The sequence below is a fragment of the Paenibacillus sp. PCH8 genome (assembly GCF_002968835.1).
Lineage (GTDB): Bacteria > Bacillota > Bacilli > Paenibacillales > Paenibacillaceae > Paenibacillus.
In genome coordinates, this window is record NZ_PKQK01000001.1 from 2,360,079 (window position 1) to 2,385,260 (window position 25,182).

A 25,182-nucleotide genomic window follows, 5' to 3' on the forward strand; every position below is an offset into this window, starting at 1 on the left:
CGTTTTGTATGCAAAATTTGTATAATTAAGGTTGCTAGATGACCTGATAAGAATCGACAAACCCGGACGCCACAGATAAGGAGATAGAAATGAGAATACTTATTGTTGACGACAATCCGACGAATGTCATTATCATTCGAGAAATTCTGAAAAAAGAAAACTATCGTGACATTGTAACGGCAAGTTCAGCCATGGAAATGTTTGAAGTTTTGGGAATCGGAGAGGAAAACCATGAACTTCGTCCCAAGCCGTCGGATATTGACCTGATTTTGCTAGATATGATGATGCCGGAGATGGATGGTATCGAAGCCTGCAGTATCGTGCAGAAATTCGAAAATCTGAAAGATATTCCGATTATAATGGTGACAGCGATCGGCGATTCCAAGAAACTTGCCGAAGCATTGGATGCAGGTGCATCCGATTACGTAACCAAACCCATTAATAAAGTCGAATTGATGGCCAGAATTCGACTCGCGCTTCGTTTGAAACAGGAGAAAGATTGGCATAAGGAACGCGATCAACGTATTCAAGATGAGCTGAAGCTTGCAGCGATGGTTCAGAATGCGGTATTAAGTCCAGCGCTTCGGGACCCGTTGTTTCAAGTGCACGCCATATATAAACCTTCATTTGAGCTTGCAGGTGATCTGTACTCATGGTATCCGCTGGGTGAAGGACGTTACGGGGTATTGTTGCTGGATATGATGGGACATGGTATATCTTCATCCCTGTTTACGATGTTTATCGCCTCGGTGCTGAAAGATACGGTGACTACGTATGTTGATCCAGAGAAGGTTATTCAGGAACTGAACCGTCGCTTTAATCAGCTACATCTGGGGAAACAGCTGGTACAATACTATTTCACAGCCATCTATATGGTTGTCGATACACGCATGAAGCGCATTGATTATGTTAATGCAGGGCATCCGCCGGCGTTATTTTTCCGAAACGACGGCAGTATGACTACATTTGACAGCGTGTGCTGTCCTGTAGGTTTGTTTGACAAGATGGACATTGAGCCTCAAACGATCCATTACGAGGGTGACGGACATATTGTGCTCTATACGGATGGATTGCTGGAAGCTGTCCAAGGCGGGCCGGATGAACAGCTTGGATTCCTCAAAGACCAATTAACCGGCTCACATCAATGGAATGAAGCTGCTATGCAGGCTCTGTTTTTTGACGATGAAATTCAGCAAGAGCGGGATGATGATAAATGCCTGGTCTGGATTACTTTGGATAAAGGGGCGGAAGCTGAATGAAGATCAGGAATAAATTACTGATTGGCTTTACCTCGTTGATGGCCATTTTGATCGTACTCACGTTTGTGAGTTATGAGCGGCTGAACAGCAGCAATCAACAGATCGATCAGATGTATCAGGATCGTTATCTCAAAGTAAGGTTCACCTCTGCTGCACGGGGAGAAGTGAATGATATCGCCAAAGTGCTGGCTAACTTGTTGTTGAATCCAGGTAATTCTACTGGTGCAGCAGATGGGGACCTGAAGGCGATGAAGGATCGGGGTGACCTTAACCTCCAAGAAGTGAGAAATCGGGCAGACAGCGCGCCTGAACATCAGCTGGTAGATCGGGTGAATGAGGCGTGGAATGCCTATACCACTTATGCCACGAGACAGATTAGCCTGATGTCCCAAAACCGGGTGGAAGATGCGAATAACTACCGTAATTCAACCGGACTCGTGGTACAAAAAGAAGCAGTGGATAGTCTGAATGCCCTTTCCCGTTATCAGGACCAGGAGATTGATAGCGAGATCAAGGATGCTAACGCAGCATATACAAGAGCAGTGCAGATTACGATAAGCATTATGATTGCCGGATTGCTACTTGCACTGGGTGTCATCTTGTGGGTATTACCAAGTATTACTCGTGGTCTGAATACCGTATCCATGATGATCACCAGTTTTGGCCAAGGCCGTTACCGGACCATTCGACGCATTCAGATCAAGTCCACGGATGAGATTGGGCAGATCGCTAATGTGTTCAAAGATGTGTCCAACGATCTGGAAGAGAAACTAAAGGTCGAGAAGGCTTATGTACAAGCTCAGCAGGATCAGAACTGGATGAGTTCCAATATCGCAAGAGTCCCGGAATTGCTTCGAGGAATCGGGTCCATTCGTCAGATTTCACAGATGTTTATCAGTGAGTTCACACCTGTACTTGGAGCACAGTTAGGCGTTGTGTATCTGATTGATGAGGAGAAACATCCAGACGAACTGAGACGTTACGGAGCGTATGCCTTTGAAGAGAACGAAGACGTCGGCAAAGAAATGTATCGCATCGGTGAAGGCTTGATTGGTCAGGCTGCACTGGATATGACGCCGATTATTCTGGAGAATACACCTCAGGATTACGTGCATATTGGTTCAGCTTCAGGTTCTACACGAGCTGCGGGTATTATGATCTATCCTGTCGTGTTTGAAGATGAGCTGATTGGTGTGGTGGAGCTAGCTTCCTTTGAAGGTTTCAATGAACTGCATAGACAACTGTTTAGTCAGCTGATCATGAACCTGGGAGTTATTCTTAATAATGTTCGACGCCGTTTGCGCGTGGAGGAACTGCTTCGCGAATCCCAGGCACTGACAGAGGAGCTTCAGGTTCAATCCGAAGAGTTACAGACACAGCAAGAAGAACTTCGTCGTTCCAATGAGAATTTGGAGGATCAGACACACGCACTTAAACGTTCCGAGGAATTGTTGCAGCGACAGCAGGAAGAACTGGAGCATTTCAACACCGAATTGATTACCAAGACACGGGCGCTTGAAGAGCAGGTACGCGAAGTCGAAGAGAAGAATGACGAAATTGAGAAAACGAAGACACAGTTGGAACAGCAAGCAATGCAGCTGTCGATGACAAGCAAGTACAAATCTGAATTTTTGGCGAATATGTCGCATGAACTTCGTACACCGCTGAACAGTCTGCTCATTCTGTCCCAGTTATTGTCGGAGAACAAAGGTGGGAATCTGAGTGACAAGCAGCAGGAATATGCGCAAACCATCTATATGTCGGGTGCGGATCTGCTGAAAATGATTGATGAGATTCTGGATCTGTCCAAAGTGGATGCAGGTAAGATGGATATCAATTATGAGACGGTTCGAATGGAAGAACTGACTAGCTTTGTTAAACAAAACTTTGGCCCGATGGCGAATAAAAAAGAGCTTAACTTGAACATCGAGTTCGACAGTGATTTACCGGAATGGGTATACACCGACAGTCATCGCATCAAACAAATTTTGCGGAATCTGTTATCGAATGCATTCAAGTTCACCAATCGTGGTTCTGTTAGTCTGATTGGACGGCGGATGAAACCGGAAGAACTGCCGGGATACATGAATACCAATCAGGAATATCTCGGATTCACAGTGAAGGATACAGGCATTGGTATTCCATCGGACAAAACAGATCTGATCTTTGAAGCGTTCCAGCAAGTGGACGGGACAACGAGTCGAAAATATGGCGGAACGGGTCTGGGCTTATCCATCAGCCGGGAACTGGCACGATTGCTTGGTGGTGCAATACAGGTAGAATCATCCGAAGGGGAAGGCAGCAACTTCACGTTGTTCCTGCCGGATAATCATGGAGAGGAAGCTTTGGCGAAGGAAGAAGCTTCGAGAGAAGCGGCTGTATCTTCGGAGGGACTCTATGAACAGGCAACAGAGACACGGACCATGCTTTCGAGTCATCAAACCATACTCTCGCCTGATCCGGAACAGAATCTTGTGAGGGATATATCACCTACAAATTCTCCACAAGTCACCCAGTTCGAAGATGATATGGAGAGCCTTATTGAAGGTGACAAAATCCTTCTCATTATTGAGGATGATGTGAACTTTGCACATATTCTGATGGATATGGCGAGAAGCAGAGGTTTCAAAGCACTTGTTTCCCTTCAAGGTGACAAAGGGCTTGAAATGGCACGTCAATATCTGCCGGATGCCATCATCCTGGATATACAATTGCCGGTTATGGACGGTTGGACCATTCTGGGCGAGCTGAAGAGCAGTTCGGTAACACGCCACATCCCTGTACATGTGATTTCGGTAGTTGATGATATGAAGCAAGGTTTGATGATGGGCGCCATTGCTTACCTGAAAAAACCTTCCAGCAAGGATTCACTGGATAAAGCTTTCTCACATATCGAATCCTATACCGAGAATCAGTTGAAACGATTGTTGATTGTGGAAGATGATGAGAATCAGCGTAAAGCAATCATTGAATTGATTGGTCATGACGATGTTGCAATCACGGCTGTATCTACAGGTAGTGAGGCGCTGAATGAATTACACAGCCAGCGTTATGACTGCATGGTATTGGATCTGATGTTAACGGATATGACCGGGTTCGAGTTGCTCGACCAGATTCGGGATGACGAATATCTGAACGATCTGCCGATTATAATCTATACAGGCAAAGAACTGGATTCCAAGGAAGAGATGAAGCTGCGTAAATATGCGGAATCTATCATTATCAAGGATGTGAAGTCACCGGAACGTTTGCTGGATGAAACCACATTGTTCCTGCATCGGGTGGAAGCCAATTTGCCTGAAGACAAGCGGCGAATTTTACAGAAACTACACAACAAGGAGACGTTATTCGAAGGCAAGAAAATATTGCTTGTCGATGACGATATTCGTAATGTATTTGCCCTTTCAAGTGTCCTTGAAGGCTATCGCATGGATGTAACGTTTGCAGAGAATGGCCGTGAGGCTCTGGAGATTCTGGACAAAAACCCGGAAATTGATCTGGTACTAATGGACATGATGATGCCTGAGATGGACGGTTATGAAGCGATGACACGAATCAGACAGATACCGCAGTTTGAAAAGTTGCCGATTATTGCCCTTACAGCTAAAGCAATGAAAGAGGATCGAGGCAAATGTATTGAGGCCGGAGCATCGGATTATGTGAAAAAACCGATCCAAACCGATCAATTGTTATCATTAATGCGCGTATGGCTGTATTCGTAAGCTCATTGTTTGGGTAATGAAAGACAATACAACGAATACGCAAGTAACAAATGATGAAGTGGAGAGAATTTATGACACCGTGGGAACCTACCGAGACGGGGGCAGAATTGGTTCGTATGCCGCAAGATGAAGAGCGCGAACTGATTGAGATTGAGTTGCTGTTGGAAGGCATGCACCGTTTATATGGATATGATTTTAGAAACTATGCACTGCCATCCTTGAAACGGCGAATCTGGCATCATGCACATGCCGAGGGTGTGAAGAGTATATCCGGCTTGCAGGAGCGAGTTCTTCATGACCGTTCCGCGTTTGAACGTTTTGTACAGAACTTGTCTATCCCTGTAACGGAAATGTTCCGAGATCCCTCGCTTTTCCGGATGTTTCGGGAACAGATTATACCAATCCTGAGAACCTATCCGTATATCCGAATATGGCATGCGGGTTGCTCCACGGGGGAGGAAGTCTATTCCATGGCCATCATGTTGCATGAGGAAGGGCTGTATGACAAGGCAAGAATCTACGCAACAGATATGAATGATCGCTCATTGCAACAAGCCAAGGAAGGCGTCTACGGTATTGAGAAAATGAAACTGTTTACTACAAATTATTTGGAGGCAGGGGGTACCAGAGCCTTCTCCGAGTACTATACAGCAAAATATAATTCGGTGATATTTCATCCTTATCTCAGGAAGAACATCATATTCGCCGAGCACAATCTGGCAACAGATCGGTCATTTAATGAGTTTAATGTTATCTTTTGCCGCAACGTAATGATTTATTTCAATGATGAACTACGGAACCATGTACATGGGCTTTTTCATGAGAGCCTGAGTCACTTCGGTATACTTGTTCTGGGGTCTAAAGAATCGATACATTTCACAGAATTCAGTGATTCCTATGAGCCGTTAGACCGGACCGAAAAAATATACCGGAAAATGAAATAGGGGGTTAAGCTTAGCTATGGGGCTCAATGAACCAATCCACATATTATTGGTAGATGACCGCCCTGAGAACTTGCTTGCTCTCGAAGCAGTTCTTGAATCAGAACAATATAAACTCGTCAAGGCGACTTCCGGAGAAGAGGCACTCCGTTGTCTGCTGAAAGACGAATTTGCGGTTATTGTACTTGATGTGCAGATGCCTGGGATGGACGGAATTGAGACAGCAAAGTTAATTAAGGCACGGGACAAGTCCAAAGATGTACCGATTATATTTATTTCTGCCAACAGCAGAGAAGCTGAGCATTTGTTTGCCGGCTATTCAGCTGGTGCCATTGATTACATGGTCAAACCCTTTATTCCTCAGATTTTGAAATCCAAAATTGAGGGCTTTGTGGAGATGTATATCACGAATAAACGTTTGAAAACGCAAACCATGCTGCTCCATCAGAAGACGCAGGAACTGGAGAAGATGAATCAACAGCTTATTCAGGCCAAGGAAGAGGCAGAGATCGCAGCCAATGCAAAGACGGAGTTCTTGGCAATGATGAGCCATGAGATTCGTACACCGATGAACGGAGTCATCGGTATGGTGGATCTGCTGATGGAAACGGAACTGAAAGAAGATCAGAAGGAGTACGCGGACATTGTTCGTCGAAGTGCGGATGCACTTGTCACGGTGATCAACGATATTCTTGATTTTACCAAGATGGAATCCGGCAAAATGGAGCTGGAAGAGCATCCGTTTGAACTCGTCTCCTGTATTCGGGAAGTGCTGGGATTGTTCGCTGCAGAAGCAGGCAAAAAGAATCTGGAACTGGATTATTTTTTGGAAGATTCCGTCCCTGAATTGATTTATGGAGATATGACCAGGCTACGTCAAGTTCTCTTGAATCTGATCGCTAATGCGATTAAGTTCACCGACCAAGGCGGGGTATATCTGATTGTGTCTGTCCATGAGGAAAAGGGCGGACGAATGGCATTGGAGTTTGCTGTTAAGGACACAGGGATTGGTATTGCGTTGGACAAAGTGGACCGCCTGTTTCAGCCATTTTCACAGCTGGATACGTCCATGACACGCAAGTACGGTGGAACTGGCTTGGGTCTGGCGATATGCAAGAATCTGGTCGAAATGATGGGTGGACAGATCTATCTGGATACAACGGAGCAACGTGGAGCGACATTTGTATTTACGATTCAGGCGAAACGTTATGTGGAAACTGAACTGGTTCAGGGGGACAGGGAAGAGAAACTGACGGATGTGAAGAATGAGAATAAATATCCCACGGTATTAATTGTGGATGATCATCCGATTAACCAGAAGTTGATGGCGATCATGCTAAGTAAGCTTGGTTTGCACTCAGACATAGCTGAAGACGGGCAGAGTGCCCTGGACATGGTGCTCGGCAGTCATTATCCCTATGATTATGTGTTCATGGATCTGCAGATGCCTGTTATGGATGGTCTGGAGTGTACACGGCGGATTCGAGAGGGTCTACTCTCACCAAGTCAGCCGATCATTATAGCGATGACAGCTAACGTTATGGAAGGTATTCAGCAGCGCTGTACTGCCGCAGGCATGGATGATTATATTAGTAAACCGGTCAAAATGGGCAGTGTCAAACAGAAAATTGCCCAATTTCAAAAACAACGTCAAATGTTGAACTCAGGCCCATCTGCCATGAATCATGCGAATTGAAATATATACCAAACCCGCTTTCTGTTTCAATCATGCTTAAATTGGGTTATTAGGTAATGAAACCATTGATCAGGAGAGAGATGTCTAATGAATACAAATAAAAATGAAAAATTCAATGCAAGAACTGAAACACTTGACGGCGTGTGCACGGTATATCTGACTGGCGAACTGGATTTGTCGGTTGCTCCTGACTTCCGTTTGGTGATGGAGCCACTCGTGGACAACAAGGAACAGGACCTTTTCATTAACATGAAAGAATTGAAGTACATTGATAGTACAGGGATTGGTATCCTGTTATCTGTTCTAAAGGCAAGACATGGAATGGAAGCTCGCTTTGAAGTACAGGAAGTTCCTGCGCAAATCCAGAAACTTTTTGATATGACGGGTATAGCTAAATTCTTTGTCACACAGAAGAATTCCCAATAGGAAAGGATCGAAAAAGGAATGAATGCAGAAGTTCAAAGAGTCACCCTGAATTTACCGGCGACAGCTGATTACGTTGATATTGTAAGGCTCAATCTTTATGGGGTTGCATCCAAAATGGGATTCTCTTATGAAGATATTGAGGATATGAAAGTGGCTGTATCCGAGGCTTGTAATAATTCTGTACTGTATGCCTACTCACACGAAGGCGGCATGGTTGAAGTAATATTTGAAGTAGAGGGCGAAACATTGTGCATTACGGTCAAAGATGAAGGTGCCAGCTTTGAGAATATGAATCCTGCTGTGACACGTTCCGGTCTTCACGACAAAGAACTGACAGAAGCACAGATTGGCGGTCTTGGGTTCTACCTGATGCAAGCTCTAATGGACGATGTCAGTGTGGAAAGTGAGACGGGCAAAGGTACGAAGGTAGTACTCGTAAAACGTCTTGCAAGAAGTGAGGAGAAAGTATGAGTGAAAAAGTGACTCCCCAGAGTCCATGTCTGAAGCTATAGGTTTGATCTGGGAATACCAGCAGACCCTAGATAATGAAATTGCAACAGTGCTTATCCGCAAATATGAACCGATGGTGAAGATGGCGGCAGGTAAAATTGCTAGGAATCGACCCGATCTGTATGAGGATTTGTATCAGACCGGGCAGATGGCTCTGATTCGATTGCTCAAGCAATACGATATCAGCTTAGGTATCCCATTCGAACCTTATGCCATGAAGAGTATGATCGGTCATATGAAGAACTATTTGAGAGACAAGTCTTGGTATATTCAGGTGCCCCGGAGGATTAAGGAAAAGGGAGCACTTGTGCAGCATGCCATTGATGAGTTAACCGTGAAACTGGAGCGCTCACCTGGTGTGAACGAGATTGCTGAATACCTTGATTTGACTCCAGAAGAGACTATTGAAATCTTGGCTGGTCGCGAATGTTACCACTATGTGTCACTGGACTCTCCTTTATCTCAGGATGACAGTGCAGCGACATTGGGTGAACTGATCAGTGCGGATGTAAATGACTTCGATTCGGTCGAAAAACGGATGGACTTGCAACAGGCATTGGGACAATTGAAGGAACAAGAGCAGAAGGTACTTATTCTAGCATTCCAAGATGGCCAATCTCAACGGGCAATTGCCCAGAAGCTTGGTGTTTCACAGATGAGTGTATCTCGGATTCAGAAACGAGCTACAGAGAAATTGAAGCAGATCATGTCAAATGCTTCAATGTTATGAAAAATGAAAACTTGATATTATTAAGTACATCATAATGAAGGACACGTGATTCCACTGGAATACATACGTGTCCTTTTTTGAAATCATGGAGAACGGTCATATGTAATGAACCATGAATACAGGAGTGGATATTGTGGATGTGAATAAAGTTAAGCTGGAAGCTCGCCGAGATAAAGTGGTTTATTCAGAAGATTGGCAGTGGTGGGATTGGGTTGCACCTGACCAGGAGAGTATAACCGACGCACTGAAAGAATTGACGGGAGCCTTTCCAGACATGCAGTACTGGTTGAATAAAATACCGGAAGTCGAGTCCAATTATCTCTCTGTCCGCTTCATTAATGGTACGGAGCCCGTTATATTTGGGTCATTGCTGTATGCGATCAAGAATGAAAAAGCTGACAAACGTAAAGACAATCAAATGTTCTTCTATGTCGACCGGCACAACCTGGTTACATTGAATATGGATAACAACACAAGAGATATTATGAATACGGACGAGCGCAGCCAGATGTTACAGAAATGCAGCGAAGCTAAGGATGGAATGTTTGTGCTTTTTCGAGCCGTCCTACATTACTACCATGTGGGTATGGATCACTTTGAGATGAACCTGCGTGATCTGGAACGGAAGATGGAGTCGCGTAATGCACGCACCCTGATGGACCAGATTCTCGCCGCCCGCTTTGAATTGTTGTACTGGAGCAATCTGTTTATCCCATACTCGGAGCTGATGGCAGCTGCCCATGAGGCTTATCTTGATGAAATAAAAGATAATCGCTTCTTCCAGCAACTTCAACATCGAGTAGAGCGAATGGAGCGTTTGTTCAGCCACTATGAGAAGGAGATCGACACGTTAATCTCCATTGATAATGCGATCTCAGGCGTACGCGGTAATGAGATTATGAAGACGCTGACCATCGTTACCGCTGTGTTTATTCCCGCCACGGCCGCTGGAGCGATATGGGGGATGAACTTTGAGAACCTGCCCTTTATCGACAATCCATGGGGAGTTGTACTGGTTCTTGTACTCATTATCATAAGCATGATCAGCATGTATGTATGGCTGATGATGAAAGGCTGGACAGGGGATCTGCTGAAAGTGAAATCATCACAGTCTTCTGTCGAAGGTAAACAGAGCAGCGGAGCTACGGAGAAGCGAAAGACTTGACCCGCTCTGCTGATCCATCCTATTTTTTGTAATCTTGAATATACCCAAGCAAGTCAGCGATATATTGGCCTATAATCGGCATGTTGACGAATTGACTAAGAATGAATGCCAGCAAACCCAGGACAACAAAGGTACCTACGGTTAAGCCAAGACCTCTGGCCATACCTGCGGTGAAGTTGGTAATAATCCGTTTTTTGGGACTGCTATAATTCTCGATAATATCCTTAATCTGTGCCCTCTCGAGACTATCTGCAATCTGATCCAGACGAGTGTTCAGTCGCTTTACCTCATGACGTAACTCAAAAGGGTGCTCGCTGGTATCATACTGTTGTGCCGGTGTTCCTCCCGTAATTGGAGTATTACCGTTGATTGTAACTTTACTCATGATCTCTTCCCCCATTCGCATTGGATAAAAAATAGCCAGCTAGAATGCAGCTGGCTATTGGTTACTCGATCTACATAGCCTTACAGGCTAGTCGAGTTCAGTTCTTTACGTGCATCTTCCTTCGCTTCTACGGAAGCGGCAGCCACTTCTTCGGATGCACGGGATGCTTCGTTAGCAACATCCGCAGACGCTTTTCTCACAGATTCCATAACATCGTTACGGCCTTGATTTACGGTTTTCGCAATATCCGAAGTTTTGGAAGAGACCGTTTTAGCCAATTCGGAGGCTTTGTCTCCTACAACCGTTGCAACTTCTTTCGTGCGGTCAGTAACCATACCTACTTTCTCGGAAAGATCACCGCGCAATTCACGTCCCGGTTTAGGAGCAAAGAGTAATGCTGCAGCTGCTCCCAGCAAACCCCCGATAAAAATTCCTTTGGCGAAAGTCGAACCCGTCTGTACAGGATATTGTTCTTCTGCTTTATTCATGTCTAATCACTCCTTCTTCAAATTTAAGAAACAAATACGAAACAACGAACACCGTGTTGCCCGAATCAGGCAGCCTGTCTTAGCAGTCTGGACACAAGCCCCAGCAAGAAAACAAAGAGCGCTGTTCCAATGATAGCGGGTATGATAGCAAAGTTACCGATAACGGGTCCCCAGTTACCAAGCAAAAGTGCTCCCAGCCAGGCTCCGGCAAATCCGGCAATCATCGCACCAATCACGCCTCCAGGCATGTTATGACCGGCAAGTGCATTTCCGATCAAACCGATGATAATTGCCATCACAATGCTGATAATAATGCCCCACATAACAACCGCCTCCTCTAAACTTGATGTAGGATGTTGTCTGTTCGCGTTTGCTTACTTCGTATTTAAACGCCGAGCAGGCCTGTGAAACAACAAAGATGAGGATGAATGAACTGGAAATTAGAGGGAGACGTTCTTCAACGGGTTCGTGCAATGCCTTTAATCATGCAGATGATCCATGCGAGCCCGGCAGCAAATCCCGTAAATACATCTGTAGGATAATGAACGCCGAGCATGATGCGGCTGAGACCGATCAAACCAATATAACCGATACCGCATAGAACAGGGAGGCACCAACCGAAGGAGTCATGTCTCTGTTGTTCAATAGCCCAGATCACAAAGAGCATCCCGTAGAAGCCCATGGAGATCATCGCATGCCCGCTGGGGAAGCTGTACCCGTGAACCACCAGTAGATGATCCAACTCAGGCCTGCTGCGTCTGAAGAATTCTTTCAATAACGTATTTAGAATCCACATCATGGCAAAACTTCCTGAGATCGCATATCCATATATAACAAATCTTGAACTGCTTTGCATGAAGAAAAGAAGAGCAAAACCTCCTGCAGCCATTGCAGAGATTTTGAATGAGCCCAGTGCCGTAATGAAAGCAGTGTAGGGTAACAGGTGAAGACGTGAATCCGAGTTTAGATAAAATATTTGCTGAATCCGATCATCCAGACGAATAATATAATCAGCACCCAACCAGGCACCAAGACCTGCAAGAATGAATACAAGTGAAGCGCTAATGGTTATGCCTGCCAAACCCCAGTGGAGCAGTGGACGTAACGAGATGCTGGACATTGAACCAGATGAGTAGGGCGGAACCGTTTTGCGCGGCATAATGAGGTTCTCCTTCAGTAGTCGTAGTAGGTGAATATAGATTGATCAAGATATACCCGAAGTAGCTGTCGAAAAAACTGTAAAAACGTCGTTTTTGTACTATACTATTTAAGATATCCCATGCGGCGTCGTGACGCAAAGCAGAGATGAATTCGGGAGCATAAAGGAGAGAACTCGCATGGAGAGTGCCTTATTAATTAAAGAATACCGTGCAGGCGTTATGGAATGCGCCCACTACGGACACATAAGTATTACGGATGAGACTGGTCGAATTGTATACTCGGCTGGCGATCCTCATTTTCGGGCGTTCACCCGCTCATCTGCCAAACCTTTTCAAGCTATTCCAGGTATCCGGGCAGGGATGGCCACTCACTATGGCCTCACAGCACAGGAGATTGCGATCATGTCCTCTTCGCATCGTTCAGAACCTGAACATATCTGGGTGCTGGAGCGGTTATCCGGCAAGATCGGATTAGGGGAAGAGTGCCTGATCTGTGCTCCCAGCTATCCGCTTCATGAAGAAAGCCGAAATGAATGGTTGCGGGCGCAAGGGGAGAAACGCCGTATTATGCACAACTGCTCTGGCAAGCATCTGGGAATTCTGGGGTACAGCCAGATGAAGCATGTTGATCTGGGTAGTTACGCTGAGCCAGATCACCCGGTGCAACGTGAAATTCTCGCAACCTTTGCCGATCTGGCAGGTATTGAGGAGAAAGAGATTGAGCTTGGGACGGATGGTTGCGGCTTTCCGGTATTTTCTTTGCCGTTGTCCGCATTGTCAAATGCATATCTGAAGCTCGCTTGTCCGGATCTTATTGCCGATCCTTCCACGCGAATAGCAGTGGAGACCATTACATCGGCCATGAACGAATATCCATTGATGGTAGGTGGAACACATCGTGTCGATTCCGTGCTGCTGGAAGATGATAACATTGTGGCCAAAGGTGGGTTTAAGGGCGTATTCGGGTTTGCTCTGAAAAAAGAACGTCTGGGAATCACCTTTAAGGTACTTGATGGTTCCGAGGAAGAGTGGGCCACCATTACCCAATCCATCCTGAAACAGATTGGTTATTCCAATGAAAGAACCATTGCACGATTGGCTGAAATCTTCCCTTCGGACATCCGAAATGACGCGGGTACCCTTGTGGGCCATACCGATAGTGAGTTCCTTTTGCACTCACTTGAAGATAGCGTATAACCTTAATAAGGGGCGTGATTAGAGTTGCCGGACCACGGGTAAAGATGACATACCAACTGGTATTGATCTATACAATTCATATACACGCATGGACTGCCGCGGTAAGTGGCTGTTCTAAACCCTTGGAGGTGGATGAACATGATTAAAGTAGTGACATCGGAAGAAAGGCACACGTCGGATCGAGGTTGGATACACAGTGAATTCAGCTTTTCCTTTGCGGATTATGATGATCCAAGCAATGCCCATTTTGGCTGTCTGCTGGCTCATAATGACAACACGCTGATGCCGCAAGAAGGCTTTAAGAAACATCCACATCATGATCTTGAAATCGTTAGTTATGTCATATCAGGTACACTCAAGCATACAGACAGTATGGGAACAGAACAATTACTTGAACCGGGCACAGTTCAGGTGATGAGTGCAGGTACGGGAGTAGAGCATTCCGAGACCAATCCTTCAACGGATGAACCGGTACGCTTCCTCCAGATGTGGTTTTTGCCATCTCAGCGTATGCTGAAACCTTCCTATATGAGTCGAAGGGTAGACGCACAGGAGCATGTGAATCGTTTATGTCCGATTGTATCGGGACAAGAAGGTGAAGGTGCTGAGGGAGCATTAACGATTGCTCAGGATGTAACCTGCTATCTGTCCCAGCTGGAATCGGGGAAAAAGTTGATGTACCCACAGCATGAAGATCGACGTACACATCTATTTCTGATCAGTGGTCATCTTGAGATCCAATGTTCAGAGGGTAACTTCAACCTTAAACCAGGTGATGCTGCACGGATTCGCAAAAGCTGTGATCTGCAAATCACGAGCACTGGCAGCGAACCAGCCGAATTGGTTCTGGTTGACCTGCCTTAAAGGATATTGACATGACATACAAACATATTTAGTGATTTTGCAGAGGTTAGAAATGTAACGAATCTCAGCGACGCTATTTCATCCGAAAATTTCAACAACAAAACACGAAAGGGACAAGGCAGAATGAATCTCTGCTTCGTCCCTTTTTCATGCGTGGATGTTATGGTTTTTCATCCATGTTCTTTTTAAGGGCTTTTGAGATAGCCCCTTTACTTTATTTTTAGATAGATTGGTTGTGCCATACTCCACTAAGACTTGCGAAGTTTTCCCAGTTCCGAAGCGACAGCTTCCACTTCAGAGATACTGAGATGTTCCTTGCCCGTAATCATTTCATACAAGTCATACAAATCTTCATATTTCTCAAGCGGGAATCCTGAAGCTTGCATGGCGGCACCGCTTGCCATCCGAAGTTTGGTTTTGATCGCTTCAACCATATATTCCATATTGGCTGCAGTTGCTTGTGTTAAATCCATCGTTAAGTTCATCCCTTCCGTATCGGAAACTCTTGTTATTGTATCATGATTGGAAGGGCTCGGGCCAATGCTTTTGCGGGGGAATGAAGCATCGGTTACAATGATGGATACAATAACAGGGTCAATGAAGACCTGAATGTACTGGAGGGGATATAGCTGGCGGTGTATAAGCGAGGAATGGTTCGCCATCAAGGAAGGGAAGTCCGTAAAGGCGTGTCCGGGGATCAGTTGGTGGAGTTCTTCAAAAACATCGTTCAACTCCATTCTCCTGATGAAATTACGTTGGTCTGTATTGGTACCGATCGTTCCACCGGAGATGCCTTGGGCCCGATGACAGGAAGCCTGTTGCAAGAGAACGGAATGGAGAACGTGATCGGGACACTAGCGTTCCCCTGTGATGCAGATACGCTGGAGAAGAAATTGGCAATTGTTCCGACACACCATGCCATCATTGCGATTGATGCGTGTCTGGGTCCCAAGAATGCCGTAGGTACATACTATCTCTCGAATGACCCCCTCATTCCGGCTCAATCCGTTGGAGGCAATCTGCCTCCTGTCGGACAATACAGTGTAGCAGCTGTGGTCAATGCCAATGGGCCAAGGCCTTATTCCATTTTACAGATGACCTCGCTTCACTTGGTTATGGGCATGTCACGAACGCTTGCTGACGCGGCAATTGAAGCATGGAAATGGAGACAAACGTTTCATTCATGAGATGCAGGCTTAATAATATACAACCTGAATTATTAATTCGCGCAGAGAGAGGGATTCATATGGAAAAAGTGATGTGTGATGGAACGACGATTTGTTATGCCGAACAAGGTAAGGGAGAAGCACTCATTTTGCTTCACGGATACTGTGGCAGTTCATCGTATTGGGATGAGGTTGTACCTGAACTGGCACGCAGCTATCGCTGTATTGTACCTGATCTGCGAGGACATGGAAAAACAGATGCACCTGTAGGAAGTTATACCATCGAGCAGATGAGCAACGATGTATTACAGTTGATGGATGAGTTGAACGTGGATAAAGCGGTTCTCCTGGGACACTCGATGGGAGGATATATTGCACTCTCGATCGCACAGCGTCACCCGGAACGTCTGAATGCATTTGGCCTCATTCATTCCACGGCGTACCCGGATAGTGAAGAAGCGAAGGAGAAGCGTCTACGCGCCGTATCCACGATTCAAACTGAAGGCATTGTGAAGTTTGTAGATGGACTGGTCCCTGGCCTGTTCGCACCGGAACATGCAGAGTCATTAACTACGCAAGTCACACGTGTGAAGGAAATTGGTTACCAGACTGCACCTCAAGGTGCGGTTGGCGCTGCACTAGCCATGCGGGAACGCCCGGATCGCCGCGATGTGTTGTCGGCGACACCATTACCTGTATTGTTGGTTGCGGGAGAGAAGGATGCTGTTATTCCGCCGGAACGTACTTTTACAAGTGACAAGCCGCATATCGTGCAAGCTATTATCGCAGGTGCGGGTCATATGAGTATGTATGAAGCTCCTGAAGAGTTAATTCAGGTCATTAAGCAATTCATGACCGGATTATCGGAATAATTTTTGAAGCATGATTTCTTTAGCATATACACGTAGTATCGGATGAATGATTTCACTGTGGAAGATCATCCAGTTCCTTCAATTCAAGCCCTGTATTGTCGAATAAGGACAGGCAGGGTTTGGACGTGTATTGGGCCAGAGCATAGACGCGTGCGTCGTGTTTTGGCTTTTTGTCATGCCATGAATTAAAATAATGACAACGGGACGATCTGAGAACGATTGGATTACCATGTTCGAATGATGAGGGGGCGTACAGCATGTTCAGAAGAGATTATCTGCTCCGCATGATGGAGGAAATGACAGAGGCGATTGGCAAAGTGTTCACGCTCAAACAGCAGCGTAAGCACACCGAGGCATTGTCCGAGCTGGATGAGCTGATGCGCAGGCAGTTTGGGTTGAACTTATCTCTACTGAACTCATTGCCAGCGGAGGATGTCATTGAAATGTTCCGTTTTCGCGGAGTTATAGAAGTAGACAATCTGCAGCAAGCCGCTAGGCTGATTGAAGAAGAAGCCTATATCTATCAAGAGAAAGCCAAAGTCGAGGGCATAGATGATCAGGAGAGAATGGATGCAGAGGATGACGCACTTATTCGATTGATGAAATCACTTCATTTTTACCTGTACGCACTGAACCATGGAGCTAATCCCAAGTTATTGGACGCACCGGAACGGGTGAAAGGAATAATGGAGCATACGAAAGATTATGAACTTCCTGCGCGGACGGAAAAACAACTTGCCCTGTATCGTGAACAACAAGGACGTTACGATCAGGCAGAGAATAGTTGGTACAGAATACTACAACTTGGTGCTGAACATCCTGTGAGTTATCGTGATGATGTACAGGCGTTCTACGAAAGGTTGAGCCTTCTCACGGATGAACAACTGAAGCAGGGCGGTCTGCCGCGGGAAGAAGTCGAAGAGGGACTAGCTGAACTAAGCCGTCAAGAGTTGAACTCATAAATATGGATTGGATCAAGGCTTGTTACATGCCTTCACTTGGAGAGGGAACGGAATTGTGGTATGGTAACGGTTGACCAAACCAAACCGAAAGTGAGATGTACCCCGTGGATTCATTGCGAAAGCTTATACAAGACATCTTTGAACAGAATTCGCTGATTACAGCGACCTGGAGCCAGCTGCGCAGACGGGACAATGTCTCGTATACCAAAGTGCAAGTCAAGCCGGTGACACTGAAGAATCAGCTGAACTATCAGTTCGCATTTCATTACAACAACAAAGTGCTGCACGAGAATTTGACTCCGACTGAAGCGGCAGAACGCATGACTTTGCTGGGCGAAGAGACGTTTCGTCAAGGACTGTTCTGTACCACCGATGCAGACTATCAAATTCTGATCAGCAAAAAATATAAAGTATCCATTCTGACCAAATCTGCTTCCAAGACTGCGGTGGATCTTTCGCATAATCGCAAGAAGCAATATGTGCTGGAAGAGGGAGTACCCGTCTCGTTCCTCGTTGAACTGGGCATTATGAACGAAGAAGGTCGAGTGCTGGCCCGCAAGTATGACAAGTTCAGACAGATTAACCGATTCCTTGAAATGGTGCAGGATGTCATTCCGCATCTGCCTGAAGGACGTCCACTGACTATTGTCGATTTTGGTTGTGGCAAGTCTTATCTGACGTTTGCGTTATATCATTATCTGTCTGTACAGCAACGTCGTTCGCTCCAGATTATTGGGCTCGACTTGAAGGCTGATGTGATCGAACATTGTAATGATCTCGCTACTAAATTGCATTATGGTGATCTGAAATTCCTGGTTGGAGACATCGCTGATTATGATGAACTTAACGAAGTGGATATGGTCGTAACGCTGCATGCCTGTGATACGGCTACCGATGCTGCTCTGGAGAAGGCCGTTCGCTGGGGAGCTTCAGTCATTCTGTCTGTACCTTGCTGTCAACATGAGCTATTCAACCAGGTTGAATCTTCGGTGATGAATCCGTTGTTGTCCCATGGCATCCTGAAGGAACGTTTCTCTGCACTGGCTACAGATGCGATTCGTGCCAAGCTGCTGGACCTCATGGGATACAAAACACAATTGCTTGAATTCATCGATATGGAGCATACGCCCAAAAATATATTGATTCGTGCCGTTCGTGGACAAGCAGGCGAGACAACGGACATGTGGAACGAATATAAGGCTTTCCGTGATTTCATTCATGCTGATCCTTATTTGGAACGGGCTTGTGCTGATCTGCTTCCGGGCGGGGAGAAGAAGGCCAATGGAGAACCTAACAAAGAAGCCGTTCAGGATTCCGCAAATTGTGACCTTTGCTGAATGTTGAGAACGAAGTTCGGATAAGTTAAAGATCAATATAGATCGTTCGGGTAAAGTTTCAAGAATGAGATCATCCGTATGGTCTGCGAGTGTTGACCAAGGGACATACTGCAACTAGGGCCCTTGTTGAAGCTTCATTGCAATCACACTTTATCTTTATCAATATAGCTACAACTTCATGTCTGTCAGAATAGCGACAGAAGGACCCGTTTGCGGGATCTTCTGTCTTTTTGTTGTGTTTTTTTGTTTTTGTATGACTGTGAGAGGGAGGAGTGCGGGTGAACGGATGGACTACGGACACGGACACGTCAATAAATAGAGCCGATCGTGCAGCGAGCAAAGACGATATGGACCGAGCATCAAACAGTCCTGACCCCGAAGATTGTACAGCGTATGAGTATCAATGGTTCTATACATCGAACAAGTCAGGTACATATAACGAAGAACATACATATAACGAGGCAAATCCGCATCATTTAAATCCGGTAAACAAAGACCAGGCAGCAGGTAGTTCATCTCCTGTTTTGAGACGTAATGGTTATGCGGGATCGAGAGGGTCAGTTGCGTTAGGCATAGTTGTAGTTGTCTTGCTGCTCACGGGATGTCTGAGCCGGGGACTATACTATTCAGCTGATCTGTATCCCGTCCTTCTGATCGCAACAGGAAGCACATTAATGATGTTAATCGTGAGTGTGCTAAAAGGGAGACGGTTGGATTCTTTCCAACGAACAGATTGGCGAATGGGAAAGTATTACGGACTTTGGCCGGTCTTATGTCCACTTGCCATGATGATGTGTTATGGGCTACATGCATGGGTAGGCTCTGTGAGTAGACAGGGGAGCCTGGATGAGATGTTGCGTTGGAGTCTACTGGCGATGTTTGCATTGCTCACGACCATGCTGGCTGCGCGTCCTGCGGGTGCGCGCTGGTTAGGGTTCGGCTGGCAGATGGCAGGCGGCTTGCTTGTGCTAAGCGGTATACTTGCCGTGTGCGGGGTACTGCCGCTGCCTTACGGGGTTATGCGGACGGCTGACCCCGAGATCAGTTCCGCCGGAGCACGGCTCGGCGGTTTGTTGCAGTACCCCAATGCGTACGGTGCCGTTGTCGGCATGTACGCAGTAGAGCGGCTGACCGCCGCCGCGCGAGTCCTGGGCCGGCCAGTACCGGCCGGCCGACTCATCGCGGCAGTGCTGCCGCTCATGCCTGCGCAAGCCGCGCTCCTCTTGAGCGAGTCGCGCGGCGCTTGGCTGGCGACCGGCTGTGCCGCGGTCGCCGCCTTCGCCTTGCAGCGGCGCGGTGCCCGCCTGCCGCTGCTGCTGGCCACGGCCGCGCCCTTGGCGTGCGCGGCCTGGCTGTACCGCCAGCTGGCTGCTGCCCAGCTGGCGCCTGCACCCGTGCCCGGCCTGCTGGCACTGGCCGGGGCATGGGCAGCTGCGCTGCTCGGCACGCTGCTGCTGTGCCGTCTCTGGCACAGCGGCGCCGCCAAGGCCCGCGCCGCTGCCTTGACGGCCATTGTGCTGGCGGCAACCACCGCCGCACTTATGGCCGTGGCCTCCACCGCCGATCGCCTGGCGGCTGGTGTCGGCACAGGGGTGTCCCGCCTACAGTTGTGGCGGGATGCCCTCCAGCTGTGGACCGAGGCCGCTTGGCTCGGCCACGGGGGGGACACATGGCGCAACATGTTTCGCGCCATACAATCCTCGCCGTATGTTGGAGGCGAGGTCCACAACGGACTGCTTGATCTCGCCCTGGACACGGGCATGATCGGCATCATGGTTGTCGCAGGGTGGTTTCTCTTCACCCTGCGAAACATCCTTCACGCTGCACCGCGGTTACTACCCCCTGTGCTGATTTTTGGTCTACATGGAGCGATGGATTTTGACTGGAGCTTCACATTATTCTGGATGCTCTTCATCTGGCTTGGCGCTTGGGCAGCAGCCATACCAGTACAATCTCGTCCATCATCTCTCCCAATACGTTCCTTCTTTCCCTTCCTTCATCGTCCCACGATTTGGGTAATAAGGGCAGCAACCGTGCTGATCATCCTGATCTGGCTTGGTGGAACAGCCTGGCTGGCCTCTCGTCACGTTGTAGCAGAAGTGCAGTACCGTCAGGCGAAGTCCGAACCGGATGGCACTCCAGCCCGAAAGGTGCTTCTTATCGCTGCGTTTCAATCCAATCCGAACCGACCGGATATCGTAATATCACTTGCGCGATCACTCACGGGACAAGAAGCAAAATCACTCCTTTTGAACAGCCTGTCCCATTCCTCGGTGAACCCTCAGATTTACTTAGAACTGGGGCGATTGGAAGCCCAATTGGGCGAGGGACAGCAGGCTGGGGAATATTTTGAACAAGCTATCGCATTGAATCGGTATGATGGCATTGGACAATCTGCGGTTTTGTATGGGATGGAGCAGGCAGCGCGGCGGGAATGGGAGGCAGGATACACGAATCGAGCCCGACAGACTGCCGCCGCTGGTGTACAGATGTATGAGCGTTATCAACTGCTGGCTGAGGAAGTGGAAGCAGGAAACGTTCGCAATGATCGTCGTTTTGTACTGGAAGAACATGCTCTGGATTATGGAGAGAACCTGCGCAGGCTTGCATCAACTCCGTTTGGTTCAGAATTGACTAGACAGGGACCATGAACAGGCCGACTCCAATACAACCAAAGAACTCCAGAACAATAAAAGAAGGTAGACAGCAGAAGCTTTCTGCGGTTACCTACTTCAATGCCACACATTTATAGACGATACCCGCCAAATGCATGCTGAAACGCATCTTTTAATGGTTCAACATCGACTTCCCACAGAGCAGCGATCTCAGCGCTAACATCCGTGTTCCACCATTCACACAGTTTTTTGCGGTTGTCACGATTCTCCCCAATCCAGAGCAAGTTCGTGATTACTTTACCGTAATAACATTCTTCCGCCTGCTTCATCCGTTCGGGGGAGACGTACACTTTCAGACGTTTGGCTGTCCGGTATAATTCTTTGCTGCACGCTCGGCGGATTCCTCGTGCAGATGGAAGGCTTTGACCAGATTGCGTATGTTTGACCGGTGGAGAACCGGGTATTGATTTGTGTGACATCTTCTCACGCTCCTCTCCCCATACCATATGCGAATCGCTACGAACGGGACACTATCCCGGTTCGGGGAAGTAGCAACGTCCACAGCCCTGTGATAAAATAGGGACGAACATCCATGGTGCGGAGGGGCACCGCCAATCAGGATGAAGAAAGAGGGTTGAGATGGACTTTATTCATAATCTTGTCGGCCAATTGTTCGATTGGATTCAGAGTCTTGGATACTTTGGGATCATGCTTGGATTAATGATGGAAGTCATCCCGAGCGAAATTGTGTTGGCATATGGAGGTTTTCTCGTTTCACAGGGAAATATTAACTTTTTCGGGGCTGTGATTTTCGGTACAGTGGGTGGTGTGATCGCCCAGTTATTTATTTACTGGATTGGCCGTTATGGCGGCAGACCTGTACTTGAACGCTACGGAAAATACATACTGATCCAGAAAAAACACATCGATCATTCCGAAGAGTGGTTCCGCAAGTATGGTACAGGTGTCATTTTCACGGCGCGATTTGTTCCGGTTGTACGACATGCAATCTCCATCCCGGCTGGCATTACGAAAATGCACGCAGGCAAATTCATCTTGTTGACTACACTCGCTGTTATACCTTGGACTGCATTGTTTATATATTTAGGAATGATTCTTGGAGATCAATGGAAGCATATTGATGAGAAAGCTGCACCGTATATCATGCCTATTTTACTCGTAGCTCTGGCTCTTATGATTGTTTATGTACTTATTAAATGGATGAATGCTCGCAAAAAGAAAGGAAGTGTCTAGTCATGGGTAAACCCAACTTGTCTCACAAATTCGGTAAAGGTCTGCCGCCGAAGGATTTTATCGAGAGTATGACCAAGAACCAGAGTGAATTCCAGACCAACTACGATAGCTTTTCTTGGTCAAACGAAGAGGATCGTGAGTTTTTCGATAGCCTGAATCACCGCGATGACCTGCGTGTATTAATTCTGGCTGCTGACTGGTGTGGGGATGTTGTACGTAATATTCCGGTTGTATTCCAAGCGCTTGAAATCTCAGGCATCCCAACAGAAGTTCTTATTATGGAGAACCATCCGGAAGTGATGGATGAGTTCCTGACTATGGGAGGTCGCTCTGTGCCAGTCGTTATTTTTGCAGACACAGGTGGGCATGTACTCGGTCAATGGGGACCTCGTCCACAACATGTACAAGAAGTCATGATTGAATTCAAACGCCTCAATCCGGATCGTGAAGCAGCAGATTACCAAGATAATATGGCTGTAGCACGTCAAGAGATGGGTAAACGTTATGGGGAAGGAACGGAGTCACATGCGGCCATTATCCGTGAGCTGCGTGAACTGATTTCGGGTTACTAAGCCGATATGCTTAACATTCGTACGTTTACATTAGGCCCACTTCAAACTAATGCGTACCTGCTACAGGGAGAAGATTCGGGCAAAGCTGTTATTATTGACCCAGGTATGAACCCGGGACCGCTAATTAAGGCCATTCAAGATCTGGAGATTGAAGCGATTCTGCTGACCCATGCTCACTTTGACCATATGGGTGGGGTAGATGAGATTCGTAAATTGAAGGGATGTCCCGTCTATTTGCATGATTTGGAGAGTGACTGGCTCACAACCCCGAAATTAAACGGATCACTGAACTGGCCACAGGCGACTCCGCCACTTTCGACAGATCCGGCTGAGTATGCCATGGACGAAGGGCAGAAGCTGAATCTGATTGGTCATACGTTCAAAGTGTTCCATACACCTGGTCATTCACCAGGTAGTGTAAGTCTGCTATGTGGTAATGACCTGTTTGCCGGAGATGTTCTGTTCCGCATGGGTGTGGGCAGAACCGATCTGACAGGAGGGCGTGAGCGGGATCTGATTGACTCGATTCAGAACAAGCTCTATACCTTTGCTGATGAGGTGAAAGTGTATCCAGGTCACGGGCCCAAAACGACAATTGGATATGAAAAGCAAAACAACCCTTACGTGTCCGCAAGATAATCCGACATGATATGTGAAGAAAGTCTGGACAAGTGACAACTTTTTCATTAGAATAGCAATTAGTTGTTACAAGCGTTAAGGCATCATCTAACTGAAGCATTACCAAGAAACACCCAACCTCGCGAAGCACGCAGACTGTGGTCTATACCCGGTTTGCGTTCTTTTTTTGTTTTCAGCCCCTTTTTATCACAGAATTAGCCTTTTTTACGCTACATAGAGATGCAAGATGCGCTTTATCACAAGCCAGTTTGAGACCAATAGCAAGTTAGCAGCAAGTACAGATTGATTTAGAAATAATAAATTTTAAAAAATAGTATATAAGTTGAACTAATCATTTACACGATAACGGAGAGGACAGAAAAAACCTGAAAAAGCGAAGTGTTCGCCTTTATCACCGGATTTTCCCTTTAAGAAAAGGGAATCAAAAAATCTGGGGATAACAGCGATTGGAAGGTTATTCTGTCATCGTAGTGTCAGTGTAAATAATCTTTAGTTCAACTTATATAGATCATGAGAGCGGGGAATATCAAAGTGGAGAAAACAAGAGTTATTCCGTTGGGACAGCGTGTCGAGTATCCGATTATTGAAGAAAACCGTCGCATATTGGAGAGTGGGAAAAGAGAAACAGGTACTGAGCGAGCTTTAATACATAACCCTAGCGTGACCAATGAAGTGATGAAGTCTCAACAGAATATATGGACAAGCCGTGTGTTAAGAAGTGGAGACAACAACCAACCGTGGTTCGACAAGTTGCAAGATTACCGGAATCAGGTCTGATTGCCCGGGAAATTGTCGCCTGTCATTATTTTCTGATTTCATTGAACGTTTCTGTGGAGCCGGTCGTCTTAACTCAAGACTGAAACGGGAAGCAGGTGATGATCATGATAAAGGCAGCCGAATTGGAAGAAGTGCGCAGAGCGGCAATGGGCGACGATAGCGCAATGGCAGAGTTACTGCAACGTCACTACACTTTTGTGTATAAGTATCTTGTCAAAGTTACAATGGACCCGAACCTTGCAGAGGCTCTGGGGACAGCTGTTTCGGTGATTGCGGCTGTAATCTGGACAGGGCGACGTCGGAAGGAGGCTCATCATGAATAAAATGCACTATTCTTTGGATGAAGTCTCCCACTATGGCTTATACTGCTAGGCATCTTTCTTCTGGTTCAAGGCACATGGATCTTTCAGGATGCACGCCAACGTGGACGTTTCCCCTGGTTATG

The 25,182-nt window shown here is 46.8% G+C and carries 25 protein-coding genes and 1 pseudogene; 20 read left to right on the top strand and 6 right to left on the bottom strand.

The features are described from left to right. The first annotated feature begins 89 nt into the window (after positions 1-89). From C0Q44_RS10165 to C0Q44_RS10200, 8 genes and pseudogenes are all read left to right on the top strand, one after another. On the top strand, positions 90-1,259 hold the full coding sequence (locus tag C0Q44_RS10165) for a PP2C family protein-serine/threonine phosphatase (RefSeq protein WP_105407130.1): 1,170 nt from the start codon (positions 90-92) through the stop codon (positions 1,257-1,259). Next, complete coding sequence (locus C0Q44_RS10170) at positions 1,256-4,981, top strand: response regulator (RefSeq protein WP_105407131.1); 3,726 nt, start codon at positions 1,256-1,258, stop codon at positions 4,979-4,981. The genes C0Q44_RS10165 and C0Q44_RS10170 overlap by 4 nt, the downstream gene beginning before the upstream one ends. Positions 4,982-5,052: 71 nt before the next feature. Next, positions 5,053-5,925, top strand: coding sequence for a CheR family methyltransferase (locus C0Q44_RS10175; protein ID WP_181150924.1), 873 nt, complete (start codon positions 5,053-5,055; stop codon positions 5,923-5,925). Between the two features lie 16 nt (positions 5,926-5,941). Beyond that, the gene (locus tag C0Q44_RS10180) at positions 5,942-7,618 is read left to right on the top strand and encodes a response regulator (RefSeq protein WP_105407132.1); all 1,677 of its coding nucleotides are present in this window, start codon (positions 5,942-5,944) and stop codon (positions 7,616-7,618) included. Between the two features lie 87 nt (positions 7,619-7,705). Next, the gene (locus C0Q44_RS10185) at positions 7,706-8,044 is read left to right on the top strand and encodes an STAS domain-containing protein (protein ID WP_105407133.1); all 339 of its coding nucleotides are present in this window, start codon (positions 7,706-7,708) and stop codon (positions 8,042-8,044) included. A gap of 18 nt (positions 8,045-8,062) precedes the next feature. Next, positions 8,063-8,515 (top strand): anti-sigma B factor RsbW, encoded by a 453-nt coding sequence (gene rsbW, locus C0Q44_RS10190; RefSeq protein ID WP_105407134.1) that lies wholly within the window; start codon positions 8,063-8,065, stop codon positions 8,513-8,515. Continuing rightward, positions 8,512-9,284 (top strand): annotated as a pseudogene (locus C0Q44_RS10195) (sigma-70 family RNA polymerase sigma factor). Before rsbW ends, C0Q44_RS10195 begins: the two are co-directional and overlap by 4 nt. A gap of 112 nt (positions 9,285-9,396) precedes the next feature. Beyond that, on the top strand, positions 9,397-10,449 hold the full coding sequence (locus tag C0Q44_RS10200) for a magnesium transporter CorA family protein (protein ID WP_105407136.1): 1,053 nt from the start codon (positions 9,397-9,399) through the stop codon (positions 10,447-10,449). A 19-nt stretch (positions 10,450-10,468) separates the two neighbouring features. Here the strand turns inward: C0Q44_RS10200 and C0Q44_RS10205 are convergent, their stop codons facing one another. The 4 genes from C0Q44_RS10205 to C0Q44_RS10220 all read right to left on the bottom strand — a co-directional run bounded on the left by C0Q44_RS10205 (position 10,469) and on the right by C0Q44_RS10220 (position 12,481). Next, complete coding sequence (locus C0Q44_RS10205; protein ID WP_105407137.1) at positions 10,469-10,834, bottom strand: DUF5665 domain-containing protein; 366 nt, start codon at positions 10,832-10,834, stop codon at positions 10,469-10,471. 80 nt (positions 10,835-10,914) lie between these two features. Beyond that, on the bottom strand, positions 10,915-11,322 hold the full coding sequence (locus tag C0Q44_RS10210; RefSeq protein WP_105407138.1) for a YtxH domain-containing protein: 408 nt from the start codon (positions 11,320-11,322) through the stop codon (positions 10,915-10,917). Positions 11,323-11,387: 65 nt separating this feature from the next. Further along, positions 11,388-11,645: a GlsB/YeaQ/YmgE family stress response membrane protein gene (locus tag C0Q44_RS10215; protein WP_105407139.1), complete on the bottom strand. Its 258-nt coding sequence runs from the start codon at positions 11,643-11,645 to the stop codon at positions 11,388-11,390. Positions 11,646-11,779: 134 nt separating this feature from the next. Beyond that, positions 11,780-12,481 carry a phosphatase PAP2 family protein gene (locus tag C0Q44_RS10220; RefSeq protein ID WP_105407140.1) on the bottom strand — a complete coding sequence of 234 codons (702 nt, stop codon included), beginning with the start codon at positions 12,479-12,481 and terminating at the stop codon, positions 11,780-11,782. Between the two features lie 178 nt (positions 12,482-12,659). Here C0Q44_RS10220 and C0Q44_RS10225 point away from each other — a divergent pair, with 178 nt between their 5' ends. Continuing rightward, positions 12,660-13,679, top strand: a complete 1,020-nt coding sequence (locus tag C0Q44_RS10225) for an asparaginase (protein ID WP_105407141.1) — start codon at positions 12,660-12,662, stop codon at positions 13,677-13,679. A 138-nt stretch (positions 13,680-13,817) separates the two neighbouring features. Then, a complete protein-coding gene (locus C0Q44_RS10230) occupies positions 13,818-14,543 on the top strand; it encodes a pirin family protein (protein WP_105407142.1) in 726 nt (241 codons plus the stop codon). Between the two features lie 248 nt (positions 14,544-14,791). On the opposite strand, the gene C0Q44_RS10235 is transcribed toward C0Q44_RS10230, so the two are convergent. Further along, complete coding sequence (locus tag C0Q44_RS10235) at positions 14,792-15,016, bottom strand: DUF1128 domain-containing protein (protein ID WP_105407143.1); 225 nt, start codon at positions 15,014-15,016, stop codon at positions 14,792-14,794. Between the two features lie 177 nt (positions 15,017-15,193). Here C0Q44_RS10235 and yyaC point away from each other — a divergent pair, with 177 nt between their 5' ends. The 5 genes from yyaC to C0Q44_RS10260 all read left to right on the top strand — a co-directional run bounded on the left by yyaC (position 15,194) and on the right by C0Q44_RS10260 (position 21,531). Beyond that, complete coding sequence (yyaC, locus tag C0Q44_RS10240) at positions 15,194-15,730, top strand: spore protease YyaC (RefSeq protein WP_105407144.1); 537 nt, start codon at positions 15,194-15,196, stop codon at positions 15,728-15,730. Between the two features lie 59 nt (positions 15,731-15,789). Continuing rightward, positions 15,790-16,581 (top strand): alpha/beta fold hydrolase, encoded by a 792-nt coding sequence (locus C0Q44_RS10245; RefSeq protein WP_105407145.1) that lies wholly within the window; start codon positions 15,790-15,792, stop codon positions 16,579-16,581. A 257-nt stretch (positions 16,582-16,838) separates the two neighbouring features. Further along, a complete protein-coding gene (locus C0Q44_RS10250; RefSeq protein ID WP_105407146.1) occupies positions 16,839-17,543 on the top strand; it encodes a DUF6483 family protein in 705 nt (234 codons plus the stop codon). A 95-nt stretch (positions 17,544-17,638) separates the two neighbouring features. Then, positions 17,639-18,880 carry a class I SAM-dependent methyltransferase gene (locus tag C0Q44_RS10255; RefSeq protein WP_105407147.1) on the top strand — a complete coding sequence of 414 codons (1,242 nt, stop codon included), beginning with the start codon at positions 17,639-17,641 and terminating at the stop codon, positions 18,878-18,880. A 278-nt stretch (positions 18,881-19,158) separates the two neighbouring features. Next, the gene (locus C0Q44_RS10260; protein WP_105407148.1) at positions 19,159-21,531 is read left to right on the top strand and encodes an O-antigen ligase family protein; all 2,373 of its coding nucleotides are present in this window, start codon (positions 19,159-19,161) and stop codon (positions 21,529-21,531) included. A gap of 95 nt (positions 21,532-21,626) precedes the next feature. On the opposite strand, the gene C0Q44_RS10265 is transcribed toward C0Q44_RS10260, so the two are convergent. Beyond that, positions 21,627-21,974, bottom strand: a complete 348-nt coding sequence (locus C0Q44_RS10265; protein ID WP_105407149.1) for a dehydrogenase — start codon at positions 21,972-21,974, stop codon at positions 21,627-21,629. 160 nt (positions 21,975-22,134) lie between these two features. Between C0Q44_RS10265 and uptA the strand changes: the two genes are divergently transcribed. The 5 genes from uptA (at position 22,135) to C0Q44_RS10290 (ending at position 25,060) form a co-directional block, all read left to right on the top strand. Further along, positions 22,135-22,749, top strand: coding sequence for an undecaprenyl phosphate transporter UptA (gene uptA / locus C0Q44_RS10270; RefSeq protein WP_105407150.1), 615 nt, complete (start codon positions 22,135-22,137; stop codon positions 22,747-22,749). 2 nt (positions 22,750-22,751) lie between these two features. Further along, positions 22,752-23,321 carry a thioredoxin family protein gene (locus C0Q44_RS10275; protein WP_105407151.1) on the top strand — a complete coding sequence of 190 codons (570 nt, stop codon included), beginning with the start codon at positions 22,752-22,754 and terminating at the stop codon, positions 23,319-23,321. Between the two features lie 6 nt (positions 23,322-23,327). Next, on the top strand, positions 23,328-23,960 hold the full coding sequence (locus C0Q44_RS10280; protein ID WP_105407152.1) for an MBL fold metallo-hydrolase: 633 nt from the start codon (positions 23,328-23,330) through the stop codon (positions 23,958-23,960). Positions 23,961-24,491: 531 nt separating this feature from the next. Continuing rightward, positions 24,492-24,737: a hypothetical protein gene (locus C0Q44_RS10285; RefSeq protein WP_105407153.1), complete on the top strand. Its 246-nt coding sequence runs from the start codon at positions 24,492-24,494 to the stop codon at positions 24,735-24,737. A 104-nt stretch (positions 24,738-24,841) separates the two neighbouring features. Further along, positions 24,842-25,060, top strand: coding sequence for a hypothetical protein (locus C0Q44_RS10290; RefSeq protein ID WP_146113439.1), 219 nt, complete (start codon positions 24,842-24,844; stop codon positions 25,058-25,060). Positions 25,061-25,182: the final 122 nt, after the last annotated feature.